The 24,673-nt window shown below is 62.8% G+C and carries 18 protein-coding genes, 1 other RNA gene and 2 pseudogenes; 10 read left to right on the top strand and 11 right to left on the bottom strand.

Going from position 1 to position 24,673, the window contains the following annotated elements:
* Positions 1–88: 88 nt before the first annotated feature.
* Positions 89–185, bottom strand: an RNA gene (gene ffs / locus OP498_RS09010) — signal recognition particle sRNA small type.
* 209 nt (positions 186–394) lie between these two features.
* Between ffs and OP498_RS09005 the strand changes: the two genes are divergently transcribed.
* The 3 genes from OP498_RS09005 to OP498_RS08995 all read left to right on the top strand — a co-directional run bounded on the left by OP498_RS09005 (position 395) and on the right by OP498_RS08995 (position 4,484).
* Positions 395–1,618 (top strand): ATP-grasp domain-containing protein, encoded by a 1,224-nt coding sequence (locus OP498_RS09005; RefSeq protein WP_280553285.1) that lies wholly within the window; start codon positions 395–397, stop codon positions 1,616–1,618.
* Positions 1,619–1,682: 64 nt separating this feature from the next.
* Positions 1,683–3,701, top strand: a complete 2,019-nt coding sequence (locus tag OP498_RS09000; protein WP_280553332.1) for a hypothetical protein — start codon at positions 1,683–1,685, stop codon at positions 3,699–3,701.
* Between the two features lie 18 nt (positions 3,702–3,719).
* A complete protein-coding gene (locus OP498_RS08995) occupies positions 3,720–4,484 on the top strand; it encodes a TlyA family RNA methyltransferase (RefSeq protein ID WP_280547639.1) in 765 nt (254 codons plus the stop codon).
* A 35-nt stretch (positions 4,485–4,519) separates the two neighbouring features.
* Here the strand turns inward: OP498_RS08995 and mscK are convergent, their stop codons facing one another.
* Positions 4,520–7,906, bottom strand: a complete 3,387-nt coding sequence (gene mscK, locus OP498_RS08990; protein WP_280553284.1) for a mechanosensitive channel MscK — start codon at positions 7,904–7,906, stop codon at positions 4,520–4,522.
* A 205-nt stretch (positions 7,907–8,111) separates the two neighbouring features.
* Here mscK and OP498_RS08985 point away from each other — a divergent pair, with 205 nt between their 5' ends.
* From OP498_RS08985 to OP498_RS08965, 5 genes are all read left to right on the top strand, one after another.
* Positions 8,112–9,152 carry a phospholipase A gene (locus tag OP498_RS08985; protein ID WP_280547668.1) on the top strand — a complete coding sequence of 347 codons (1,041 nt, stop codon included), beginning with the start codon at positions 8,112–8,114 and terminating at the stop codon, positions 9,150–9,152.
* Between the two features lie 82 nt (positions 9,153–9,234).
* A complete protein-coding gene (locus OP498_RS08980) occupies positions 9,235–9,567 on the top strand; it encodes a DUF883 family protein (protein WP_280547637.1) in 333 nt (110 codons plus the stop codon).
* Complete coding sequence (locus OP498_RS08975; protein WP_280547636.1) at positions 9,567–9,962, top strand: phage holin family protein; 396 nt, start codon at positions 9,567–9,569, stop codon at positions 9,960–9,962. The genes OP498_RS08980 and OP498_RS08975 overlap by 1 nt, the downstream gene beginning before the upstream one ends.
* Entirely contained in the window at positions 9,949–10,227 is a 279-nt protein-coding gene (locus OP498_RS08970; protein WP_280547635.1) for a YqjK family protein, read from the top strand. Before OP498_RS08975 ends, OP498_RS08970 begins: the two co-directional genes overlap by 14 nt.
* Before the next feature lie 83 nt (positions 10,228–10,310).
* Complete coding sequence (locus OP498_RS08965; RefSeq protein ID WP_280547634.1) at positions 10,311–10,766, top strand: CopD family protein; 456 nt, start codon at positions 10,311–10,313, stop codon at positions 10,764–10,766.
* 67 nt (positions 10,767–10,833) lie between these two features.
* Here the strand turns inward: OP498_RS08965 and OP498_RS08960 are convergent, their stop codons facing one another.
* Positions 10,834–12,009 carry an NAD(P)/FAD-dependent oxidoreductase gene (locus OP498_RS08960; RefSeq protein ID WP_280547633.1) on the bottom strand — a complete coding sequence of 392 codons (1,176 nt, stop codon included), beginning with the start codon at positions 12,007–12,009 and terminating at the stop codon, positions 10,834–10,836.
* 256 nt (positions 12,010–12,265) lie between these two features.
* Between OP498_RS08960 and OP498_RS08955 the strand changes: the two genes are divergently transcribed.
* Together OP498_RS08955 and OP498_RS08950 are read left to right on the top strand one after the other, a co-directional pair.
* Entirely contained in the window at positions 12,266–13,357 is a 1,092-nt protein-coding gene (locus tag OP498_RS08955) for an efflux RND transporter periplasmic adaptor subunit (RefSeq protein WP_280547632.1), read from the top strand.
* Complete coding sequence (locus tag OP498_RS08950; protein WP_280547631.1) at positions 13,357–16,470, top strand: efflux RND transporter permease subunit; 3,114 nt, start codon at positions 13,357–13,359, stop codon at positions 16,468–16,470. The genes OP498_RS08955 and OP498_RS08950 overlap by 1 nt, the downstream gene beginning before the upstream one ends.
* Positions 16,471–16,539: 69 nt before the next feature.
* Here the strand turns inward: OP498_RS08950 and OP498_RS08945 are convergent, their stop codons facing one another.
* The 8 genes and pseudogenes from OP498_RS08945 to OP498_RS08910 all read right to left on the bottom strand — a co-directional run bounded on the left by OP498_RS08945 (position 16,540) and on the right by OP498_RS08910 (position 23,672).
* Positions 16,540–16,965, bottom strand: coding sequence for a DUF3617 family protein (locus OP498_RS08945; protein WP_280547630.1), 426 nt, complete (start codon positions 16,963–16,965; stop codon positions 16,540–16,542).
* A gap of 162 nt (positions 16,966–17,127) precedes the next feature.
* On the bottom strand, positions 17,128–17,688 hold the full coding sequence (locus tag OP498_RS08940) for a flavin reductase family protein (protein WP_280547629.1): 561 nt from the start codon (positions 17,686–17,688) through the stop codon (positions 17,128–17,130).
* A 440-nt stretch (positions 17,689–18,128) separates the two neighbouring features.
* Positions 18,129–18,363: pseudogene (locus OP498_RS08935) on the bottom strand (transposase); the annotation flags it as partial.
* A 156-nt stretch (positions 18,364–18,519) separates the two neighbouring features.
* Positions 18,520–19,917: a sodium-dependent transporter gene (locus OP498_RS08930; protein ID WP_280553283.1), complete on the bottom strand. Its 1,398-nt coding sequence runs from the start codon at positions 19,915–19,917 to the stop codon at positions 18,520–18,522.
* A 107-nt stretch (positions 19,918–20,024) separates the two neighbouring features.
* Positions 20,025–20,259 (bottom strand): annotated as a pseudogene (locus OP498_RS08925) (transposase); the annotation flags it as partial.
* A 135-nt stretch (positions 20,260–20,394) separates the two neighbouring features.
* Positions 20,395–21,582, bottom strand: coding sequence for an amino acid aminotransferase (locus OP498_RS08920; RefSeq protein ID WP_280553281.1), 1,188 nt, complete (start codon positions 21,580–21,582; stop codon positions 20,395–20,397).
* A 123-nt stretch (positions 21,583–21,705) separates the two neighbouring features.
* A complete protein-coding gene (gene dmpG / locus OP498_RS08915; protein ID WP_280553280.1) occupies positions 21,706–22,725 on the bottom strand; it encodes a 4-hydroxy-2-oxovalerate aldolase in 1,020 nt (339 codons plus the stop codon).
* Positions 22,725–23,672 (bottom strand): acetaldehyde dehydrogenase (acetylating), encoded by a 948-nt coding sequence (locus OP498_RS08910; RefSeq protein ID WP_280553279.1) that lies wholly within the window; start codon positions 23,670–23,672, stop codon positions 22,725–22,727. The genes dmpG and OP498_RS08910 overlap by 1 nt, the downstream gene beginning before the upstream one ends.
* Positions 23,673–24,673: the final 1,001 nt, after the last annotated feature.

Raw genomic sequence — 24,673 nt, 5'->3', positions numbered from 1 at the left:
TCATGCTGTCGACCAAGCCGGTGGCGATAAACGCAGCCGGTAGCGAGAAGCGCCCTTGAATCGATGACACGTCCAGAAATGGAGGCGGCCCCGACAGCCACATCCCGGCACACGCGTCCACCACTACCGTTGCTCCCTTCCGGGCCTGGCGGGGTTTGCGGTCTAGCGTTGCGGGAGGACCGACGGGGCCACCACAGCAGGATGCCGAAGCATCGCTCGCTCGATGTCGATTCGTGCCGTCATCGAGCGGGGCGCACTATATCAATGCCCGGCCCCGGCCACAAGGGCAGAAGCGTTCAGTCCGGTCGGGCGACGCCACAAGAATGAGGAAATCGCTTTGCTCGTGTATGGTAAAAGAACCATTGACGTCCAATGCTCATCACGGAGGCGCACCATGAAGAAGGATCCGAACAAGGGCTATATCGCCCTGCTGGGCTGGAGCCTGAACGCCATCGAAGCCGCCGAGAACTTCGACCGACGCTATGTCGTGGTCGCCCCTGACTGGGCGGAGGAATACTGCCAGAAGCACGACATCCCCTATGTGCCCTGGAACTTCGAGCGCCTGAACGACCGCTCGATGGAGATCGCCCACACCCTGCAGGAGATGGGTGTCGACGTGGCGATACCGCTGTTCGAGGAGACCGTGGAGTGGGCCGGCGCCGTCAACTCGGTGCTGCTCGACCATCCGCGCCTCTATGGCCAGTCGCTGCTGCTGCGCGACAAGGCGCTGATGAAGCGTCGCGCGCAGCTCGGCGGCATCCGCGTGGGCATCTTCGAGGAGGCCCACGACAAGGAGGACGTCGTGCGCTTCCTCAAGCGGGTCAACCAGACCCTGCTCAAGCTCGATGGCGACCCCAACGACCCCATCCACCTCAAGGCGTTCGACAAGGCCGGCTGCCTGGGCCACCGGGTGATCCGCACCCCGGACGAGGTCGATACCATCCCCGACGAGGAGTTCCCGGTGCTGATGGAGTCGCACCTCGACGGCTGGGAATTCGCCGTGGAGGCCTGGATCCATAACGGCAAGATCGTCTTCCTCAATATCTCCGAATACGTGACCCTGGGTTACTCGGTGTTCGTGCCGGCCTCGCCGGAGCTCGAGAAGTACCGCCCCCAGATCACCGCCCAGATCGAGAAGCTGATCAAGGCCTTCGACATCGAGTTCGGGCTGATCCATCCCGAGTACTTCGTCACCAACGACGGCGAGATGTATTTCGGCGAGGTGGCCTACCGTCCGCCGGGCTTCAAGGTCTTCGAACTGCTCGAGCGGGTCTACGGTTTCAATGCCTACCAGGCCTCCATGCTGGTCTTCGACCCCAAGTCCACCGAGGAGGAGGTCAAGGCCTTCTTCCCCAAGGAGGTGGTGGATGCCGACGGCTATGCCGGCTGCTTCGGGGTCTATCCGCGCCGCCGTGTGGTCAACAAGCTGGAGATTCCCGAAGAGGTCGAGGACGACCCCTACTTCGAGTCCCACGAGCTGACGCCGCCCACGGAAGAAACCGTCACCAAGCGAACCGCCTTCGGTACCCACTGGGGCCTGGTCTACTTCAAGGGCGACGATGCGGCCCGCATGAAGGAACTGCTCAAGCACATGGAAGAGCTTGATTTCTATGTCTGACACAGGCGTCATGGAAAACGTGACAGCCTGACGACAAGGAGTCGGCGTGACCACGCCTCGACATATGCAAGACGCCAGTACGCCGCCACAGGCCAGCGACAAGCTCGCTGGCCTGCTCAAGAAACTCGATGAAGCCATCATCCTGCTGGCCGAGTCACGCGCGTTCGCCAAGCCGGGCAAGCTGCCCAGGGTGCTCGATACCGCCCGGCGGGTCATGTTGCAGGAAGGGGGTTGCGAAGCCATCGAGCGGCGTGCCCGTAGCCTAGAGGAGGCGGGGGTCTTTCTCGGCTCCGACTGGGAGACCCCTCAGTACCTGGTGCCGTCCCTCACCACCCAAGCGCTGAAGAGCGCCGACCCCAATGTCGTGGTGATCGAGGCGATCAGCGAGCTACGCATCCTCGCCGTGGCCAAGGGGGAGTATCTTCATCCCCTCCTCTCCGAGGAGCAGGCCCACCATTACCTGACCCAGGTAATGGCGCTCAATCTCTGGCTGCTGTTCGGCGCACCCACCGAGGCCGAACGGGAGACCCAGGGGCGTCTGGCACAGCTTCCCCGCCACCTCTTCCACCACCTGGCCGAGCGCATCGGCTATGAACACGTGATCGACCGGCTGATCGCCGAGATCTGGCGGATCCTGCAGCAGCGGCCGATCCAGGTGGACACCATCAAGCAGATGATTACCCAGATCGCCATCTGCCAGGCCAACCCCGATATCGACCTGGGCTCCAGCGGCCAGGGCGCCGACCGCCTGGTCAGCTCGCTGTTCGGCCCCACGCATGCGTGCCGCGAGGATCCCGGCATCGACACCTACCGCGAGCGCCTGTCGAGCATGGACAGCGGCGCCCTGCAGTACGAGGCCACCGGCTTCGCCCGGGCCATGCACGATACCAGCCTGGTCTCGCCCTACCACGCCGTGCTGCTTCGCTACCTGCTCGACCATAGTGACCACCTCCTTACCGAGGCCTTGGGGCTGTCGTCCACCGGAAGGGACTGCCTGCTCTGCTATCGCGAGCTGGTCCATGCGCTGATCCGCGGCGCGGTCTACCCGACCACGCCCCAGGCGGTCTACGGGCTGGCCCTGATACTCGAGCGCGGTATCCTCTACCAGCCTCCGGTGGCCCCGGCCATGTGGCGACAGCTGGGGCTGAGGCTGTCGGACTGGTCCGAGGCGAGGCTCAACCTGGCCTTCGGCGACAGCGCCTCGCCACGTGCCCGCCTGCTGGAAGGGGTGCTGTGCATGCTCGGGCTGCCACTGGGCGTCGGGCAGGGCAACAACCCGACCTGCCAGTCCGCCCGGGCGCTCTCCATGTGGGCCTACAACGACCCGGACTACCTGCTGCAGATGGTCACCTGGGCCGCGCGTGACGATGAGATCATCATGCACTTCGAAGGCATGCCCCTCTCCTCCATGGCCAGCCTCTCCGGGGTGGCCAAGGAGCTGCCGATGGACCTGGACCCAGTCTCGCTGCTGGTCGTACCGCACCTGGACCGCATCTATGCCGAGATGGGACGACGCTGCCTCGGGCGCGAGGGCGACCCGCACCGCTGGGTCAACCCGGAGTTCCACGGCTGGTGGTCGGGCCGCGGCTTTCGCATCAACGTCGACGTGGCCACCGGTAAGCTGCACGAACTTGACGACTTCCTGCGCCACTTCTATGCCAGCTATCACCCCTACTACAACGGCAACCAGCCGTTGATTCACCCCCAGCCGGCCGGCATTGCCGTGACCGACAGCGCGGCCCGCTTCATCGGCTGGCACGCCATCACCCTGCTGCGCGTCACGCTCGATCCCAGCGATACCATGCGGGTCTACTTCTACAACCCCAACAACGACAGCGGCCAGGACTGGGGCGATGGCATCGAGGTCAGCACCGCCGGCAACGGCGAGCGCTTCGGCGAATCCTCGCTGCCCTTCGAGCAGTTCGCCTCGCGCCTATACATCTTCCACTACGACCCGCTGGAACGTGGCGAGCTGGCCAAGATCACCCAGGAGGAAATCGACCGGGTGATCGGCTACATCCACCGCAGCTGGGGGGCCGACCGGATTCCCCCGGGCGAGCTGCAGGCCGACGAGGGGCCGTGAGGCCCCACTGACCCGCCCATGCCGCGTCTCGACCAGTTGCTCCTCTCCCAGGGCCTGGCCCGTTCCCGTACCCGCGCCCAGCGATTGATCCGCCATGGCCGGGTACGGCGGGCCGACGACGGCACGCCACTCAGCAAACCCGGCGAGAAGCTGCCCGACGATACCCGGCTGATCGTCGAGGCGGATCCCGAGGAGCGCTATGTCTCCCGGGCGGGGCTTAAGCTGGAGGCGCTGATCGAGGCGCTCGGCCTGACGCTCTCGGGCCGCCTGGTGCTCGACGTGGGCCAGTCCACCGGTGGCTTTACCGACTGTGCCCTGCGCTCTGGTGCGCGCCACGTGATCGGCGTGGAGGTCGGCCATGGCCAGCTCGACCCGTCGCTGCGCGATGATCCCCGCGTGACCTGCCTCGAGGGGCTCAACGCGCGCGCCATGGCCGGCGAGCCGCGGCTGAGGGCGGCCTTCGATGCACTGGCAGTTGCAGGCCCCGACCTGGCCGTGATGGATGTCTCCTTCATCTCCCAGACGCTGATCTTGCACGAGCTCGCCGCCCTCCTGCCGGCAGGCGGCGAGCTGCTGAGCCTGGTCAAGCCGCAGTTCGAGCTGGGGCCGGGCGGCGTCAACGCGCGTGGCCTGGTAAGTGACCCGGGGCGCTACGCCGAGGTAGAGGCACGCGTGCGTGACAGCTGCGAGGGGCTCGGTCTCGAGGTGGTTCACTGGCAGCAAAGCCCGCTTCTCGGCGGTGACGGCAACCGGGAATTCCTGCTCCACGCCGTGAGGCGCTGACGGCCCCTTCGCGCAGCCCCGTTCGTACCCACGGCTTAACGACCGGCGTCGTCCCCACCGCCATCGAAATTCCCCGGATCGCCGCGGGTCCCGGGTGGCGGATGCTCGGGGGGAATCACCGGGCCGGCGGCAACGCGCTGAACCCGGTTCGCCTCGCCGCCGGCACGGTGCAGCCAGACATCGAGCTGATTGAAGGCGATGTCAAGGCCGTATTCGGCGAACAACTCGCCGACCCGGCAGTTGATCTCGTCGGTGGCGAAGAGCCGGTCGCCGAGGCTGTTGACGAAGATGCGCAGCTCAAAGTCCAGGGTGCTCTCGCCGTAGCTCATGAAGAAGACCTGGGGCTCGGGATCCGCCAGGACCCGCGGGTTCTCGTCGGCGGCCTCCCTCAGCAGGCGATGCACCAGGCGATGATCCGAGCCATAGGCGACCCCATAGCTGAGCACGACCCGCGTGACCGTGTCGGAGAGCGACCAGTTGATCAACTGGTCGGTGATGAAGGTCTTGTTGGGGATGATGATCTCCTTGCGGTCGAAATCGATCACCGTGGTGGCACGGATGCGGATCTTGCTCACCGTGCCGGTGAGGTTGCCCAGGGTAATGGTGTCGCCGATGCGCACCGGCCGCTCGAAGAGGATGATCAGCCCGGAGACGAAGTTGGCGAAGATCTCCTGGAGCCCGAACCCCAGGCCCACGCCCAGCGCCGCCACCAGCCATTGCAGCTTGCTCCAGGAGACCCCCAGGGTCCCCAGAGCTGACACCACTCCCACACCGACGATGGTGTAGGCGAGCAGCGAGCTGATGGCATAGGCGCTGCCCTGCTTGAGCTCAAGGCGGGAGAGCACGCTCACCTCGAGCAGGCCCGGCAGGTTGCTCGACATCATCAGGGTCAGCACCACCACCAGCAATGCGGTGATGATGTCGGCCACCGAGACCGTGCTGGCCACCACCTCGCCCTCCGCCGGCTCGATGAAGGAGACCTGCTCCAGATAACTGAAGACGGAGAGCAGATCGGACCACACCAGGTAGAGCACCAGGAGGAAGCCGATCAGCAGGATCAGCTTGGAGAGACGCAGCGACTGCTGATTGACCTGCTGCATGTCCAGGGGCGGCTCCTCGACCACCTCCAGACCGCCCTCGGCGCCCTCCTGGGCCTGGGCACGCCGCCGCGCCAGGGCCCGGCGATAGGCCAGGCGGCGGGCCGCCACGGCCAGGCCACGGATCACCGTGGACTCCACCAGGATCCACAGCCCCAGCAGGTAGAGGGTGATCACGAAGCGCCCCAGCAGGCTGAGTGCGGTGTATTCGAAGCCGTAGACGATCAACCCGACCAGCACCAGCGGCACCAGCGCGATGACAAGCCCCAGCCCGAGCCGGAGCAGCTTCACACCGAAGAAGGGCACATGGGCCAGGATCAGCTTGGTCAGCACCAGGCTCATGGCCAGCAGGCCGCTGAGCAGCAGGCCCAGGGCCAGCGGCCGCTGGTTGAGCTCGATGCCTGCATCGCGGGCCAGGGGGCCGATCAGCAGCACCGGCACCAGCGCCACCCCCAGCCACAGCAGCCACCAGCGCAGGGCCGCCGCATAGCCGGGAGGCCAGTAGAAGTGTCGAGTCGCCACCCCGCCCTGGAACAGCAGGTTGCGCGCCCAGCCAATCACGGCCCAGGCTAGGGCCAGGTGGAGCAGGGCGAGCCCAAGGCCTCTGGCCACTCCCTCGGTGCCCATCAGCAGCGCCAGGCCGACAGCCAGCACGCATAGCGGGCCGGGCAGAGCAAGCAGGGCATTGAGGGCCACCGCCTGGGGGGTATGCTCCTGGGAGTCACGCTTGAGATGACCGACCTCCTGATGCAGGCGTGCCAGGCGCGCGCGGATTCGCCGTCGACCAACGACCAGCCCCAGCGCCACCAGCAGTACCGGCAGGCCGAGCAGGGCTCGGGCATCCGGTAGCCGCCAGTTCATCGGCAGTGCCGCGCGCCACTCCCCCTCGCGCCATTCCTTGGCGAGGTTCTCCGGCAGGTTGCCCAGCCAGACCAGCCCCAGGGGACGGCTGTTGGGGATCCAGAACAGCTGCTCGTCGATGGTGGCACGCAGCTCCTGACTGGTGGCCAGCAGCTGCTGTTGATTGAGCTGGAGATCGATGGCCGCGCCGAGCATCTCGCCATAGGCCTGTTCCAGCTGGTCGACCAGCTCGCGACGCGCCTGGTAGAGCGCGAGCAGGGAATCGACCAGCGCCGGGGAGGCCTCGGCGTCGGCCTCCTCGATCCGCTGGCGCGCCAGCTGCTCGCCCTCACGCAGCTGGTCACGCCGCCGGCCGAGCTCGAACTGCTTGAGGCGAAGATCGGCGATCTCGTCCTGCAGGCCGCGCCGTTCCTCCACCCGGGGCAACGTCTGGCGCTGCTCGCGCAGGATGCGCGCCAGCAGTATGCTTCCGCGAATGGCGTCGATCTGTTCGTTGAGGCTGCGCTGCAACTGGCGTACCCGGTCGAACTGGCGACGCACCTCGACGCCTTCCCGGACCAGGCGACTGGCCCGGTCGGTGGCGCGCAGCAGCTCCAGACTCATGGTGCGGTTGATCTCCCGGGCCTTGCGTACCACGGGATGTCCGATGACGCCCGGTCCCTCGTCGCTGACCGCCTCGGCGATGGCCTGCTCGGACTCCTCACGACGGCGCCGGTCGATGATGCTCTGGAGCATGGCCAGCCGAGCCTCCTGGCTGGCCACCTGACGCTCGAGAAGGTCGCGATGCTCCTGGTCCAGCTCTCGCAAGCGGGTGTTGGTGGCCAATTCACGCTGATGGAGCTGCAGGGTCTGCTCGGCCAGCTCGCGTTCGATCCGCAGCTGCCAGCGCCTCGGATCATCCTCGGCGACCTGGCTGGCATTCAACTCCTCCAGCCGACGCCGACTCTCCTCGGCCCGCTGCATCGCCTCGCCAATGGCCTGCTGGGCCCGCTCCGGCAGGGTCTGAGCACTCAGCAGCCGGGTCGAGACCTCGGCAAGACGATCCTGGAAGGTCGACAGGGCTTCCTCGGCCTCCTGGCGGCGCGCCTCCAGCGCCTCGAGGGAGAGAGCGTCCAGCTCGTCGAAGGTCTGCTCCTGGTCCGCCTGTTCCATCTGGCGAAGCTCCCGCTGCAGACGCTCGATCTCCTGGGGCGCCTCCTGGACGCGCGTCTCGAGACGGGTCAGCTCTTCCCCAACCGCCGCCAGCCGCTGAATGGCCTCGAGGGCCGCATTCAGTGCCTCGATGTCACGCTGCGCGCCCTCACCGGCGGTCTCGCCTTCGGCCGGCTGGCGCTCCTCCAGGCGGGCCTCGATCTCCTCACGCGAAGGCAGCTCCCGGGGCGTCTCTTCCTGCGGTGCGTCGACCTGGGCCAACGTGGGGGTGGCGATCGCCTGCCACCCCAACCAGCACAGCAGCACGAGCATCGAGACGCGCCGGAAGACAACTTTTCGGTGGCAGTGATGTCGAACGGCGTTCAATGGGCGGCCTCGGTTATAATGAACCCGATCCTGATTCTCGACCCGCCGGGCCGGCATGGCAATGGTGCCCTGTCGCCCGGGGGCACAGTTGACTTGCCGCACTGGCGTGATAGAAACAGCCTTTTGACCTTGTACCAGGTGCCTGACCATGATGTCTGCCCGATTTCCCCTGCTCGCTGCCATCCTGATGATGGCGGGCCTGAACGCAACCGCCCTGGCCGCCGAGCCGATGAGCGAGGCCGAGCGAAAGGCCATCGAGGCCCGTATCGCCACCCTGCAGGAGGAGATGGGGGAATTGCGTCGGCAACTGGCCGATGGCAAGAACACCCAGGCCGCCGCCCTCATCGAGAAGGATGCCGACCAGGAGCTCGAGGAATCGGTGGACGAGCGACGCCAGCTCGAACGCGAATCGGCACGCAACCCCTTCGCCATTACCACCCACCGGCGTAACTACTGGTTCCCGTTGAGCTACAACGCCAGCCCGAACAATGAGGTCTTCCGCGACATCAGCGACCCCAGCTCGCCTGACCGGGCGGAGATGAAATTCCAGTTCAGTGCCAAATTCAACCTGGTGGAGGACCTGTTCGGCGACTACGGCGGCGACCTGAACTTCGCCTACACCCAGCGCAGCTGGTGGCAGGCCTTCAACGCAGATGCCTCCTCGCCCTTTCGCGAGACCAACTACGAGCCGGAAGTCTTCATCGACTTCGAGAACCGCATGTCACTGCTGGGCTGGACCAACATCAACAACCGCCTGGCATTCAACCATCAGTCCAACGGCCGCTCCGCCCCGCTGTCACGCAGCTGGAACCGGCTGATCCTCGAGTCCACCTTCGTCAAGGATGACTGGGCCCTGACCCTGGCGCCCCACTGGCGCGTCCCGGAGTCGGAGGCGCAAGACGACAATCCCGATATCCACAAGTACCTCGGCTACGGCGACGTTACCCTGGCCCACCGGCTCAATGGCGACAACGAACTCAGCCTGATGCTGCGTGGCAACCCCAGCGACGGCAACATGGGCACCCAGATGGACTACTCCTGGCCCCTGTTCAGCAGCATCCGCGGCCATGTACAGTATTATTACGGCTACGGGGAAAGCCTGATCGACTACGACCAGCGCAGCCACCGCTTGAGCCTGGGGTTCAGCCTCAACCCGCTGTTTTCCGCCAGCAGCCTTGAGCGCCAACCCTGACCCGGATCAAGGTCAGATGCATTGAAGTCGCCCCGCCGGCTGCTATGCTAGGCCTGTCATTCACCGTCAGAGGAAGACCCCGATGGCCAATAGAACTCCCCGTACCAGCGAATCCACCCAGCAGCTCAAGGAAGATCTGCACCACCTCACCCAGACCATCGAGGAGCTGGTCAACGCCACCGCCGATGACTCCCGCGGCAACATCAAGGAGCTGCGCGAGCGCGCCGAGAAGCGCATAAAGGATACCCGCGAGCGTCTCGAGAGCCGCGGAGAGCGCCTCTACGGCGAAGCCCGCGACAATGTCACCCAGCAGGCCGAGACCTGTGACCGCTATGTCCACGACAATCCCTGGACCAGCATCGGCATCGGCGCTGGCGTCGGGGTGGTCGTCGGCATGCTCATCGGGCGGCGCTGATGTCGGCGAGCCAAGGACCGGCTCAACGCTTGTTCGCTGCCGGCAAGCGACTGCTCGGCAGCCTGCTCGCCATCGGCGAGACACGCCTGCGCCTCGCCGTGCTCGAGCTCGAGGAGGAACGCGCCCGGCTGATGGGCCTGCTGATGCTGGCCGGTCTGAGCCTGATCCTGCTGATGCTGGGCATTGGCGTGCTCACCACGCTTGTTATCGTTGCCTTCTGGGAGACCCACCGCCTGGCGGCCATAGGGGTAAGCGCTCTGGTGCTGCTGGGCAGCGGGGGCTTGCTCGCCCTTAGGGTGATACAGCTGGCACGTCGCCGCACCTTGCTGGCCGGCACCCTGCGCCACTTGGCCAGTGACCGCGAGCTGGTGGAGGCCTCTCGTGAATCGCGCTGACCGCCGGGCCCGCAAGGCCGAGCTCGAACACGCCATCGAGCAGCAACGCATTGACCTGCTGGTAGCGGCCAGCCGCTGGCAGTCGGCAAGCCGTTCCATCGACCGGGGCTGGCACACATTGGTGCGCTTCAGGGCGCCGCTGCTGGCCGTGGGCGCGATGCTGCTCTACCGCGGCGTGCGACGCCCCGGCGGCGTTGTGCGCCTGGCGGGCCGCCTGACCACCGGGGCACTGCTGGTCAAGAGGGCCCGCCGACTGCTGCACTGACCCGCTGGTCCCTGGTCCACCGTTCGACGACACGGCTCCGCTGCTCACCTGCCGTGTCCCTCACCGCCCGCAGGAGCCCTGCCATGTCCCTCGCCATCACCCTGCATGTCCTGGCTGCCGTGATCTGGGTCGGCGGCATGTTCTTCGCCTGGATGATCCTGCGGCCGGTGGCCGGGGAACTGCTGGAACCTCCCCAGCGCCTGACCCTCTGGTACCGCGCTTTCCAGCGCTTCTTTCCATGGGTCTGGGCCGCCGTGGTGGTGCTGCTGGCGACGGGGCTATGGATGCTCTTCGGGGTCTTCGGTGGCATGGGCAGCGCCGGCGTCCATGTCCACCTGATGCTGGTGTCGGGGCTGGCGATGATGGCGATCTTCCTGCACATCTGGTTCGCCCCCTATCCGCGCCTGGGTCGGGCCGTGGCCGGCGAGAACTGGTCCGCGGGCGGCCAGCAACTGGGGCAGATCCGCCGGCTGATCGGCATCAACCTAATCCTGGGCCTGGCCACCGTGGCCATCGCTTCCGGTGGGCGCCTCCTCTGATCGCGGGCGGCCTGATGGCAAACTCACCGCCTCGGCCGCGCCCCGCATTCGCTGGTGACGAGGGAGGCTATAGCGAATTACCGCAGGCCACCCCCGAGGCCCAAGCCCACTGGAAGTTGTGGCCACCGAGCTCGCCGGTGACGTCAAGCACCTCGCCAATGAAGCGCAGCTGGGGCAGTTCCTTGACCGAAAAGTCCTGCGACGAAATCGCTGAGGTATCCACGCCCCCCATCGTCACCTCGGCGGTCCGCCAGCCCTCCGTGCCGGCGGGCTTGACCCGCCAGGCGTGGAGGACCTCGGCCCAGGCCTGAAAGCGAGCGTTACCATACTCGGCGAGCACCCGGTCGTCGTCATGCCACTCGACCAGCGCCTGAGCCAGGCGCTTCGGCAGATGCTCCCCCAGCCAGGTGGAAAGCCGCCGCTTGGGCGTCTCGCGCCGGGCGCGGCACAGCGCCTCGAAGGCATCGAACCCCGGCAACAGGTCGATGGACAGGGTGTCCCCGGGCTGCCAGACACTGGAGATCTGCAGCATGGCAGGCCCCGAGAGCCCGCGATGGGTGAAGAGCAGCGGCTCGCGGTAGGTTTTCCCGCGGCAAGTCGCCGCCACCTCGCAGCTGACCCCGGCCAGTGCCTCGGCCCGCGCCTTCCACTGCGAGGTCAGGGTGAAGGGCACCAGGGCGGCCCGGGTCTCGGTGACCGCCAGTCCGAACTGGCGGGCGATGTCATAGCCGAAGCCACTGGCCCCCATGGTGGGGATCGACAGCCCCCCGGTCGCCACCACCAGGGCCCCGCAGTCGATGGGCCCCAGCGAGGTCGCCAGCCGCATGCCCTCCCCGCGCCGTTCGACGCCCTCGACGGCGGTCTTCAGGCGCACATCGACACCGGCCCAGTCGCATTCGGTGAGCAGCACCCGGAGAATCTCCTTCGAGGAGTCGGCGCAGAACAGCTGCCCCGGGGTCTTTTCCACGTACGCCACGCCGTGGCGATCCACCAGTTCGACGAAATGCTCGGGGCGGTAGCGCTTGAGCGCCGAAATGCAGAAAGAGGGATTCTCGGAATAGAAGTTCGCCGGCCCCGAGGCCAGGTGGGTGAAGTTGCAGCGCCCCCCGCCGGACATCAGGATCTTCTTGCCCGCCTTGTTGGCATGGTCGACCACCAGCACCCGCCGTCCGGCGTAGCCGGCGGTCAGCGCACACATCAGCCCGGCGGCACCGGCGCCGATCACTACCACATCGTATGTCACGACCTTGCTCTCCCGCGGGGAATCGATCCAGGCCGCGCATTCTAGCAGTCCGTCGCCGCGTCGCCGACCGGTGTCGCGGCGGCGCCAGGCCGCCTTCCAGACTTCCCAAAACTGTACATGTCTTGTACATTCAAAAGGCCCTCGAACGCTTGTGCAATATTGTCACACTCTTCCCCTCCCAGGCGTTTAGGCTTCAGGGAAGCGACCCGACGGACCGGACGCCCGCTCACCGCTCACCGACAAGAACGACCCCTCCATGATTCCATCGCGACCTCGCCTGCTCCTGCTGCTCGGCCTGGCAGCCTTGATGCTTTCGCCGATGCTGGCTGCCCAGCAGCCCACCGCGGTGATCGCCGCCCGTGCCAGCCTGGCGGCCTGGTCCGATCCCCTCGAGGCCCTGGGCACCCTGCACGCCGACGAGAGCGTGACGCTCTCGGCCACCGTCACCGACACCATCCGCGAGCTGAACTTCCGCGATGGCGAGACCGTCGAGGCCGGCCAGCTGCTGGTGCGACTGACCGATGACGAGGCCCAGGCCGACCTGCGGGCCGCCCAGGCGCTGCGTGACGAGCGCCGCAATGCGGTGAACCGCCTGGCACAGCTGCAGAGTCGCAACCTGGCGCCGCGGGCCGACGTGGAGGATGCCCGGGCGCGGTTGCGCCAGGCCGAGGCGCAGATCCAGGCCCTGGAGGCCCGGCTGGCCGACTATCGCATCGAGGCCCCCTTCGACGGCGTGGTGGGCTTTCGCAATGTCAGCGTCGGTGCCCTCGTCTCCCCGGGCACGGAGCTGGTCACCCTGGACAAGCTGGACATCATGAAGCTCGACTTCACCCTGCCCGAGCTCGCCCTGGGCCAGGTGGCGCCCGGCCTGCCATTGACCGCCACCAGCGGAGCCTATCCCGACACCACCTTCGCGGGCGAGATCGCCACCATCGGCGCGCGCGTCGACCCGGTCAGCCGCAGCGTCACGGTGCGCGCCGCGCTCGACAATCCCGATCACCGCCTGCGGCCCGGCATGCTGATGCGGGTCGTGGTCGAGCGCGCCCCGCGGGAGACCCTGGTGATGCCCGAGTCGGCGTTGATCCCCCAGGGCGAACGTCAGTTCGTGCTGGTGCTGGACGAGACGGACCAGTACCGGGTCGAACGGCGCCAGGTGGTGATCGGTGCCCGCCGTGAGGGCCAGGTGGAGGTGCTCGAGGGACTCGCGGCCGGTGAGCTGGTAGTCGCCCATGGCACCGAGCGGGTCCGCGACGGCCAGCCCACCCGCCTGCTGGGGGTCCTCGATGACGACACCAGCATCCCTGAGCTGCTGCGCCGCGGGCGTGACGATGCAGAGGCCAACGGCTGATGCGCCTCTCCGACGTTTCCGTCCAGCGACCGGTGTTGGCGGTGGTGCTGGCCGCGCTGATCGTGGCCTTCGGGCTGCTCGCCCTGCAGCGCCTGCCGCTGCAGGAATACCCCTCCATCGACCCGCCGGTGGTCGGTATCGACACCCGCTACCCCGGTGCCTCGGCCAGCGTGGTCGAGACACGCATCACCCAGGTGCTGGAAGATCGCATCTCCGGCGTCTCCGGCATCGAGGTGATCTCCTCCTCCAGCGAGGACGGCCGCTCCAGCATCCGCGTGGAGTTCGGCCTGGACATGGACATCGACGCAGCCGCCAACGACATCCGCGACCGCATCTCGGGCTCGCTGGACAACCTGCCCGAGGAAGCGGACCCGCCGGAGGTGCAGAAGGCTGATTCCAGCTCCGATGTGGTGATCTGGCTGTCGCTGTCCGGTGCGGGCTTCTCCATGGCCGAACTCACCGACTATGCCAACCGCTACCTGGTGGACCGCTTCTCGGTGCTCCCCGGGGTCTCCCAGGTCCGCGTCGGCGGGGGACGCGAGTACGCCATGCGGGTGTGGCTGAATGCCGATGCCCTGGCGGCCCGCGACCTGACCGCCGGCGACGTGGAGGATACCCTGCGCGCCGAGAACGTCGAGCTGCCCGGCGGGGCCATCGAGTCGCGCGAGCGCCAGTTCATCGTGCGCCTGCCGCGCAACTTCGCCACCCCCGCGGATTTCCGCCGCCTGGTCCTCGACCAGGGCCGCGACGGCTACCTGGTGCGCCTGGGCGATGTGGCCCGGGTGGAGATCGGTGCCGTGGAGGAGCGCACCATCTTCCGCGGCAACGGGACGCCCATGGTGGGGCTGGGCATGATGAAGCAGTCCACCGCCAATGTGCTGGAGATCTCCGAGGGGGTCCAGGCCGAGATGGCGCGCGTGCAGGACAGCCTGCCCGAGGGCATGTCGCTCTCGCTGAACTTCGACTCCTCGGTGTTCGTGCAGGGCGCCATCACCCAGGTGGTGCAGACCCTGTTCATCGCCATGGGCCTGGTGGTGGTGGCGATCTTCCTGTTCCTCGGCAACCTGCGCACCACCCTGATCCCCGGGGTCACGGTACCCATCGCCCTGATCGGCACCTTCGCCGCCCTGGCAGTGATGGGCTTCACCCTCAACCTGCTGACCCTGCTGGCGCTGGTGCTGGCCATCGGGCTGATCGTCGACGATGCTATCGTGGTGCTGGAGAATATCCACCGGCGCATGCACGACCACGGCGAGACGCCGCTGGTGGCGGCCTTCCGCGGCACCCGCCAGATCGCCTTCGCGGTGATCGCCACCACCCTGGTGCTGATCGCGGTGTTCGTGCCGCTGAGCTTCCTGCAGGGCGACATCGGCCGGCTCTTCTCGGAGTTCGCCCTGACGCTCGCCGCGGCCGTGGCCATCTCCAGCCTGCTGGCGCTGACCCTGACGCCGATGATGGCCTCCAAGATCCTCAAGGCCGACATGCACGAGGGTCGCCTGGCCCACGCCGTGCAGTGGGTGCTGGAACACTCGCGCTGCGTCTACCGCCGGCTGCTCGAGCGGGTCCTCAGGCTGCGCCTGCTGGTACTGGCGCTGTTTCTCGGCATCATCGGCGGCATGGTATGGCTGAATGGCGAGCTGCCCAACGAGTACACCCCCCGGGAGGATCGCGGCAACTTCTGGGTGCTGGTCAACGGACCGCCCGGCGCCACCTACGACTACATGCTCGACTACATGGACGAGATCGAGGCCCGGCTGCTGCCCATGGTCGACACCGGGGAGATCGAGCGCGTGGTGGTCCGCGCGCCGCGCGGCTGGGGCAACATCGAGAACTTCAACGGCGGCTTCGTGATCGTCAACCTGGCCGACTGGGGCAGCCGGCGATCGGCCTGGGCGATCATGGACGAGGTCCGCCAGACGCTCGGCGACCTGCCCGGCGTGCGTGCCTTCCCGGTCATGCGCCAGGGCTTCGGGGCAAGCGTCGAGAAGCCCGTGCAGTTCGTGCTGGGCGGCGGCACCTATGAGCAACTGGCCGAGTGGCGCGATACCCTGATGGCGCACATCCGCGCGGACAATCCGCGCCTGACCGGCCTGGACAGCGACTACGAGGAGAACCAGCCCCAGCTGCGCGTGGACATCGACTACCCCCGCGCCGCCGCTCTGGGGGTCACCGTCACGGAGATCGGCCGAACCCTGGAGACACTGCTGGGCGGGCGCAGCGTGACCCGTTACGTGGACGACGGCGAAGAGTACGACGTGATCCTCGAGGGGGAACCCGGTGCCCGACCCAGCCCTTCCGCCCTGGAGAACATCCGGGTCCGCTCGCAGCGCACCGGCGAGCTGATTCCCCTGGGCAACCTGGTGACACTGCGCGACTTCGCCGGACCCAGCACCCTCAACCGTTTCAACCGCCTGCGCGCCATCACCCTGCAGGCCGACCTGGAAAGCGGCTATCCGCTCGGCGAGGCACTGGCGTACCTGGAGGCCACGGTGGACGAGATCCTGCCGCCCGAGGCCCAGACCGACCTCAAGGGCGCCTCCCGGGACTACCAGGAGGCCAGCGGCGCCACCGGCTTCCTGCTGGGGCTGGGCATCCTGGTGGTCTTCCTGGTACTGGCCGGGCAGTTCGAGAGCTTCGTGCACCCCTTCGTGATCATGCTCACCGTGCCCCTGGCGATCTGCGGTGCCCTGCTGGGGCTCTACCTCACCGGACAGTCGCTGAACATCTACAGCCAGGTGGGGCTGGTGATGCTGGTCGGGCTCGCCGCCAAGAACGGCATCCTGATCGTGGAGTTCGCCAACCAGCTACGCGACCAGGGCATGGACTTCCACGAGGCGCTGGTGGAGGCCGCCGTGACGCGGCTGCGCCCCATCGTGATGACCGCGGTGACCACCATGGCCGGCGCCGTGCCGCTGATCGTCTCCAGCGGCGCCGGCGCCGAGACCCGGCTGGTGATCGGCACCGTGATCCTCTGCGGCCTGGCCGCCGCCACCCTCTTCACCCTCGTCGTCGTCCCGGTGGCCTACGACCTGCTGGCGCGGCGCACCGGCTCACCGGGCGACGTGGCCCGCCGCCTGGAGCGGGAGATGGGTGAGACGCCCGCCGGCTACTGACCAGGCGAGCACTCAGACGACGAAAGCCACCCCGGGGGTGGCCTTCGTCGTTGATGCCGGAATGACGGTTCAGCAGTCGCCGATGCGCCGCCCCTCCATGCTCGTGGTCATGTTGATCTCGCCCGCGGGCGAGTCGACCAGGATATCGACGTTGCCCTCGACGCGCTCGCCGAGGAAGTCCATGCGGCCGACGATGTTGGCCTCACCGCCCTCGGCACGGCAGACCATGCGGTAATCCAGGCCGTCGACCGTGACCTGGTGCGCGAGCAGCTCGCAGCCCTCTTCCTCCTCGATGAAGCTGAACTCCTCATCGTCGATATCGCCCTGGGCGATGCACTCCTGGTGGGTCTCGGTCTGGTCGGGGATCGGCAGGTCACCCCGCACCGAGGTGGTGCTGGTGAACTCCCACTGGCCCGGCTCGATGTTGGGGGATTCGGCAACGGCCGCCAGCGGCAGCGCCAGCAGCAGGCCGGCAAGAAGGGGACGGAATGACATGCGGGAACTCTCCCTGATGATGGGTGGTATGCCACGCCCTCGGCATGGCGCCCAGCATAGCCCAATCGACGCCCGTCCCCCAATCCGGCCCCGCTCGGGACAGACGATGGCGTGGGACCGATACTTAATGCCGGAGCGGAACCTGCCGGCGGCCGAGTAGCCTCACAGCATCTGCGGCAGGAACTGGCTGCGCCGGTCGATGATCTCGCCGGCGACCATGAAGACGCCGTCACCGGTGTAGTGCAGCGTCTCGGGATAGGCGGGCGTCGCCCGGGCACGAGCCGCCACCACCTCCCAGATGAAGAAGTCATGGCGGTCGACCAGGCTGTCGTCGACGAGCCGGCACTCGAAATGGGCATGGCACTCCTCGATCAGCGGCGCCTCCACGGCCCTCGCCGGCGACGCCGTCAGGCCGAAATGATCGAACTTGTCGATCTCGGCGCCGCTGCTGTTGCCGCAGCCGATCACCTCGTCGGTCAAGGCCGTGGTCGGCAGGTTGATGACGCAGGTCCCGCTGCGGCGCACCAGGTCGAAGCTGTGATTGCCGGAGGAGATGACGCAGCCGACCAGGGAAGGCGAGAAGGCCATCACGGTATGCCAGCCCAGGGTCATGATGTTGCGCTCACCCTGCCAGGCCGAGGAGACTAGCACGATGGGGCCCGGCTCGAGGTAGCGGCGCACCCGGTCCAGCGGCACATCGACCATATCGACATCGTCACGCATCGGTTTCTCTCCCTGGTTTGGAAACGAGAACACCCGCCCCGGCGCCCTTCTCCGTCGGCCCTCCCCCGCTACAGTCTGGCCACCAAGGCACGACCCTGCCAGTGGTCAACTCGATGCCCACGTCCTGCAGCAGGCCATCAATGCCATCGAGCAGGCCAAGCAGGCCCACCCCGGGGTCGGTCTCTATGCGAGCCGGTATTGACACCCCATGGCCTGGCTGGCTATCGTTTTCAAAGCGCCGATTTGAGACTCAGCTTGCGGGCGCTCTACAAATGCCGCTAAAGCGACGCCAGAGGCCCGCTTTAGCACATGCAAAGCGGGTTTTTTGTTGTCTGGCCTTCGGGTCTCCGCCGAGTAAGTATCCCCCGGCAAAGCCGGGGGCTTTATTTTGTTAGCCCCTCAAAGGGGCAAGAACCTGAGCCGCCTGAAGGCGGCTATCTTCACATGCCGAACTTAAGCTGATCATAATACTCATCTACCTTTCTTGGTTACGGATGTAATCCCGGACCACATCCTCATCAAGCCCGACAGTGGAAACGAAATAACCTCTTTCCCAGAAGCTATCGCCAGTAAAGTTATTCGCTCTTCCCGTAAAATTCCTGGATATTGAAATCGAACTTTTCTCCTTGATGTAACCGAGTGTGACACAGAATGCATTGATGGGATGCTGATACACTCTCTCATTGGTAAATTCCTATCACTTGGCCGAGATTGGAGGTTCCCAGTGACCGCACCACACGGTCAAACCTCGGGTAGTCCCCCGGAAAAGCCGGGGGATTACCTTATTTATTTATAAGACGCTATAAGACGCGTCCAATTACGAGCTGATCGTCAGAGCACGCTCGACGCGAACACGACCAAAATGGCGAGCGGCGTGATGTACTTGGTAGTTGCCACCAGAAAGCTGCCCACTGTACCACTGCCGAAGCTGTTATCACGGCCAACCTTTTTGGTGATGACCCACCCAACAAAAATGGCCGAAATTAAGCCACTCAGCGGAAGCATGATATTAGACGAAACAAACTCCAATACTCCCATGATTGTCTTATCTTCAAATGCGGTGATGAAAGTCATCGGATGGAAGTCAGAAAGAAGATTTAACGAGAAGGCAGAAAACACCCCCACAGCCCAGCACGCGCCTCCAGCAATGAGCGTGGCTCTGCGTCTAGCCAGCTCATATTTTTCTTCAAGATATTGAACCACAGGCTCCAGCACAGATATAGAGGAGGTCAGCGCGGCCATGGTTAACAGCAAGAAGAAGAGGATTCCGAAGTAACTGCCAAACGGCATGTTAGAAAACGCCAGGGGCAATGCCTGAAAAATCAATCCTGTCCCAGACTCAGGCGGCATGTTGTTGGAAAAAATAACCGGAAATATTGCCAGGCCAGCAAGTAGCGCCACGATAGTATCAAGCAGCGCCACCAAGCAAGAGACCCTTACTATAGAAACATCTTTATCCAGGTAGGCACCGTAAGCAATCATGGTACCCATGCCTAGCCCCAAGGTGAAGAAGGCATGACCTAACGCTACGATCACTCCTTCGGAAGTCAGCTCTTCGAAATCAGGATTGAAAAGGTAGGAAATGGCTTCACGAAAGCCATCGGTAGTTGCTGAATATACTGCCAAGATAACCAGAATAGCAAAAAGAGTCGGCATACAAAAAGTGACGACTTTTTCAATACCCCCTTTTATTCCCCTTGACACAATCATCATGGTTGCTCCCATGAAAACAAAGTGCCAAAAAAGGAGTAGTGAAGGGCTGCTTACGAGATCTGAAAACGCACCTTCGACGCCAGCCTGATCAAGGCCAGAAAAGCTTTGACTCATTGTCAGGACCACGTAGTGCAGCACCCAGCCACCGACAACGGAGTAAAAGGAAAGTATCGTAAAGGATGCCAGAACACAGACAAACCCAAGAACCTTCCAGTTCTTTGAGATACCATAATTCTTACAGATATTGGAAATGCTTTTTACCGGATTCTGCCGACCCATCCGACCTATTGTGATTTCTGCTATCATCACAGGAATGCCGACAATGGCGATGCAGACAAGATAAACCGCGATAAACGCCGCCCCCCCGTTCTCTCCGACAATATATGGAAACTTCCAGATATTTCCTAGCCCAACGGCGGCACCTCCCGCAGCAAGAATGAATGTTACCCGAGAGGACCAGTTAGCACTCCTACCGTTACTCTCTACGTTAACGTTTACTTGTTCTTGTATTGCCATTTCTTACACCTCATCTTCTATAGTAAGTATCTCCCGGCAAAGCCGGGGCTTTATTTTGTTAGCCCCTCAAAGGGGCAAGAACCTGAGCCGCCTGAAGGCGGCTATCTTCACATGCCGAACTTAAGCTGATCATAATGCTCATCTATCTTTCTTGGTTACGGATGTAATCCCGGACCACATCCTCATCAAGCCCGACAGTGGAAACGAAATAACCTCTTTCCCAGAAGCTATCGCCAGTAAAGTTATTCGCTCTTCCCGTAAAATTCCTGGCTATTGAAATCGAACTTTTCCCCTTGATGTAACCGAGTGTGACACAGAATGCATTGATGGGATGCTGATACACTCTCTCATTGGTAAATTCCTATCACTTGGCCGAGATTGGAGGTTCCCTGTGACCGCATCATACGGTCAAACCTCGGGTAGTCCCCCCGGCAAAGCCGGGGATTACCTTATTTATTTATAGTTAGTTAAAGTAAATTAGCTTACAGACGCTATCGCTTTGGCCAAATATGGAATATTATCTTGAGACATCCCCGCCATGTTAACCCTGCCAGTATTTACCATGTAAACACTGAAATTATCTCTTAGCATTCTGACCTGAGCAGGGCTCAACCCTGTATAGGAAAACATTCCACGCTGCTCTATCACACTGCGAAACTTGTTCTCCAACCCATGGCCTGACATGGCTTCCAGAAACAGCTGACGAAGGTACTGGATGCGAGAACGCATGCTATCCAACTCCTCGCGCCATAGCGAGGAAAGTTCTGAGGACTTAAGAATCTCGCTGACAACCAAGGATCCGTGCGAAGGTGGATTAGAGTAAATTTGACGCACAATAAGCGCCACTTGTGAGCGCACACTATTAGCCTGAAGACTATTGCCGGCAACGACCATCAAAGAGCCCGTTCTTTCACGATATATACCAAAGCTCTTTGAGCATGAGTGTGTAATTATCACCTCGCTGAGGTTCTCCGCCATTAGACGCACACAGTAGGCATCGTCGTCCAGCCCCGAGCCAAATCCCTGATAAGCAAAGTCGATCAGAGGCAGAAGGCGGCGCGCTTTGACGACTTCGAAGACTTCGCGCCACTGACTTCGACTCAGATCGAAGCCCGTCGGATTATGGCAGCAAGCATGCAGAAGCAGAACATCCCCCTCAGGCATATGCTTGATCGAATCGATCATGCCTTCGAAGTCCATACGACCATCGACGCCAACATAGGGATAGCGCCCAAGCTCCAAGCCGGCTGCCGGAAAAATATCTGGATGATTCGCCCAAGTGGGATCTGGCACCCAAACCTTCTTACTATGAAGTTTTCTGGCAATCAACTCCGCCGCCACTCTGAGGGCACCGGTTCCGCCGGGTGTCTGAGTGATACTGACACGAGACGGCTTAATCAACGACGCTTCCCCCCCCAGCACTAGCCTCATGACGGCATAGCAATAGTCGGTGTTTCCATGGGCACTGATATAAGCCTTGGTTGACTCACTATGGATCAGCCACGTTTCCGCCTTTTTCACGGCATGCATAACCGGAGAGTTGCCTTGCTCATCCTTATAGATACCCACACCCAAGTCTATCTTTCTGGAGTTACAGTCTTTTTTAAAAGATTCCACCAAGCCTAATATGGAATCCTCAGGCGCCCATTCAATATTTTCAAACATGTCACTATTTCCCTAAAGTCGATAAACTTAAATGAACAGTAGAGTGCCAGACATCGAAAGGTCTGATGGCGCAAACTCACCCTAGAAGTCATAGCATCTATCACCTCATCCACCCATATTTGCCTAACGAGACTTCAGTAAGTCCAGTGCCACATCGACAATCATATCCTCTTGGCCGCCCACCATACGCCGCCTCCCAAGTTCTTTTAAAATATCAACCGTCTTCAGACCATATTTATTCGCAGCCACTTCTGCATGACGCAAAAAGCTGGAATACACCCCGGCATAGCCTAACGCCAGGGTTTCGCGATCCACCCGCACAGGACGATCCTGCAGCGGCCGCACGATGTCATCCGCAGCATCCATTAGCGCATACAGGTCGGTACCGTGCTGCCAACCAAGCCGCTCCGCCACTGCGATGAAGGCCTCCAACGGCGCATTACCCGCTCCTGCTCCCATCCCTGCCAGGCTGGCGTCCACGCGATCACAGCCCTCCTCGACGGCCACAACCGAGTTGGCAACTCCGAGGCTAAGGTTGTGATGAGCATGAATACCAATTTCGGTGCTGGGGTCTAAGCGTTCCTTGAACGCCCCGACACGCTCTCTGACCTGCTGCATGGTCATGGCGCCCCCCGAGTCGACGATATACAGACAGGTAGCGCCATAATCTTCCATGAGGCTCGCTTGCTCGGCGAGCTGTTCCGGTGACGCCATATGGCTCATCATCAGGAAGCCTACGGTATCCATGCCCAATTTTCGGGCGTGCTCGATATGCTGTCGCGAGACATCTGCCTCCGTGCAGTGCGTCGCCACGCGCACGACACGAACGCCCGCCGCATAGGCCGCATCCAGATCGTGGGTCGTGCCGATCCCTGGCACCAGCAGAGTCGCTATCCTGGCGCGTTCCACCACATTGGCCACGGCTTCGATCCACTCAAGATCGGTGCAGGCCCCGAATCCATAGTTGAAGCTGGACCCTTGCAGGCCATCACCGTGAGCTACCTCAATGGAGTCAACACCAGCCTGGTCAAGGGCGGCCGCAATATCTTGAACGTTACGAATCGAATAGCGATGACGAATCGCATGGCTGCCATCGCGCAGGGTCACGTCGGAGATATATAGCTTCTTATTGATATCAATCATCACTTGACTCCTTGTTCAGTTTCCAAACAAGTCATACGCTCCGCCGTGGCCAAGGCAGCGGACGTCATGATATCCAGGTTTCCCGCATAGGCAGGCAGGTAGTGTGCAGCCCCCTCAACTTCCAGCATCACGGTAATCTTGAGACCACCCACGCGACCTGCATCGGGGACTCTGGCACCATCGCCGTCGGCGATCGAGTCGAATTGCACCTTCTGCTTCAGCTTGTAACCGGGTACATACTTTCTGACTTCTGCTACGGTGGCCTCGATTGACGCCTCGATAGCCTGCTGATCGGCCATGTCAGATAGCACGTAGACTGTGTCACGCATCATCACAGGTGGTTCGGCCGGATTAAGAATCACGATCGCCTTGCCTACCGTGGCGCCACCGATGTCCTGTATTGCATGGGAGGTCGTTTCAGTGAACTCGTCGATATTCGCTCGAGTGCCGGGCCCGGCCGAGCGACTGCTGATAGATGCGATAATCTCCGCATAGTGAACACGAGCCACGCGCGACACCGCAGCCACGATGGGAATGGTCGCCTGCCCTCCGCAGGTCACCATATTGACATTGCGCTCGTTGGCATGCTGATCAAGGTTAACCACTGGAACACAGTAGGGACCGATCGCGGCAGGCGTCATATCGATGAAGCAGACTTTCGAGTTCCGCTCCATCACATGCGCATAGTTTTTCTTGTGCGCGCTGGCCGATGTCGCATCGAAGATGAAGTCGAGATCAGGGAAACAAGGCATCTCCACCAGCCCTTCCACCCCCTTATCGGTCGTTGCTACCCCTATTCTTCTGGCACGTGAGAGCCCATCCGACTGGGGGTCGATGCCTACCATAGCCACAACTTCGATATGCTCTGTGTTTCTTAGTGCTTTGATCAGAAGATCGGTACCAATATTACCTGATCCGATAATAGCGACTTTCTTTTTTTCAGCCATTACAGTATCCCTTTGTTGCACGCCGATCGAACCCCCAACATTTAACACCCTGGAGAAATTGATCCAGGCCGATTGGGGAAAAGTTTGATTAATAACGATACCACGACACCTGCCAACAGTGTGGCCTTTCCTGTCCGCTTGCACGCTGCTTGCTCATCTCGATTTGCATTTCGGCACTCCTGTCTATTCTCTTTGCGACTGCTGTCAGCTGTGCCCAGCGAGCTGCGTTTCACCTCTGGCATCGACAAGGTTCGAGGTTAGGTGAAGCGATTAACATTGTCAAATTGTAAAATCATTTCTTACATAGTGAGAGATATAACAGAACTCCTGAATCCATGAACCTTCCTAATTAGTACTACAGCCGTAACTACTGCTGTGATCGTTCATGCATTGCCATTCGGGCTTGCTGCTGACGACAGAGGCACTGCCAAGCCCGGTACTGGTGCTTTCGTCGCCAGTCCGACCAATGAAGCACATGGGAGAAGGCCTGATGTCCTTGCCATAGACATCTTCCCATTAGCCCGCCTCTTTCACGAGGCCCGGGTCGGGCGGTCTGAAGCTGCTGATCGGCGGCATCGCTCATCAGCGATCCGAATCTCTGGCGTCAGATCCTGATGAAAAATGCCTGAATGCTGATTTTGTTTCGGTCTTTTATAACGATCTAAAATCAATCCTGGCCATCAAAGCAGCCGTGATCGCCGGCCGCCGCTGCGGTCGCCTTGCCTGCTGCCTGGATCGTGGTGTTGCCGGATATCAAACCAAGGCCGTCAGCCGAGGCAGCCCCTTCAGCAAGGTCGGCCTGTAGCGCGTCAATCTGTATGAGAAGCCAGCGACAATCTGGATGAGAAATCGGTGTCGCGGCCCTGCTCCTTTTTTATGCTCCCTCCCCTTATAGTGGACCCTGAAATCCAGACACTGGTTTAAGCTATCGCCTGGCCGATTTCGAAGGGATCGATGATGTCGAATCAGAAACGCAACACCCACTCCCCGGAGCTCAAGGC

It is taken from the genome of Halomonas sp. 25-S5 (genome assembly GCF_029889845.1).
Taxonomy (GTDB): domain Bacteria; phylum Pseudomonadota; class Gammaproteobacteria; order Pseudomonadales; family Halomonadaceae; genus Halomonas.
Note: the sequence above shows the minus strand (reverse complement) of the source record. Positions and strands in the feature narration are given on the sequence as shown.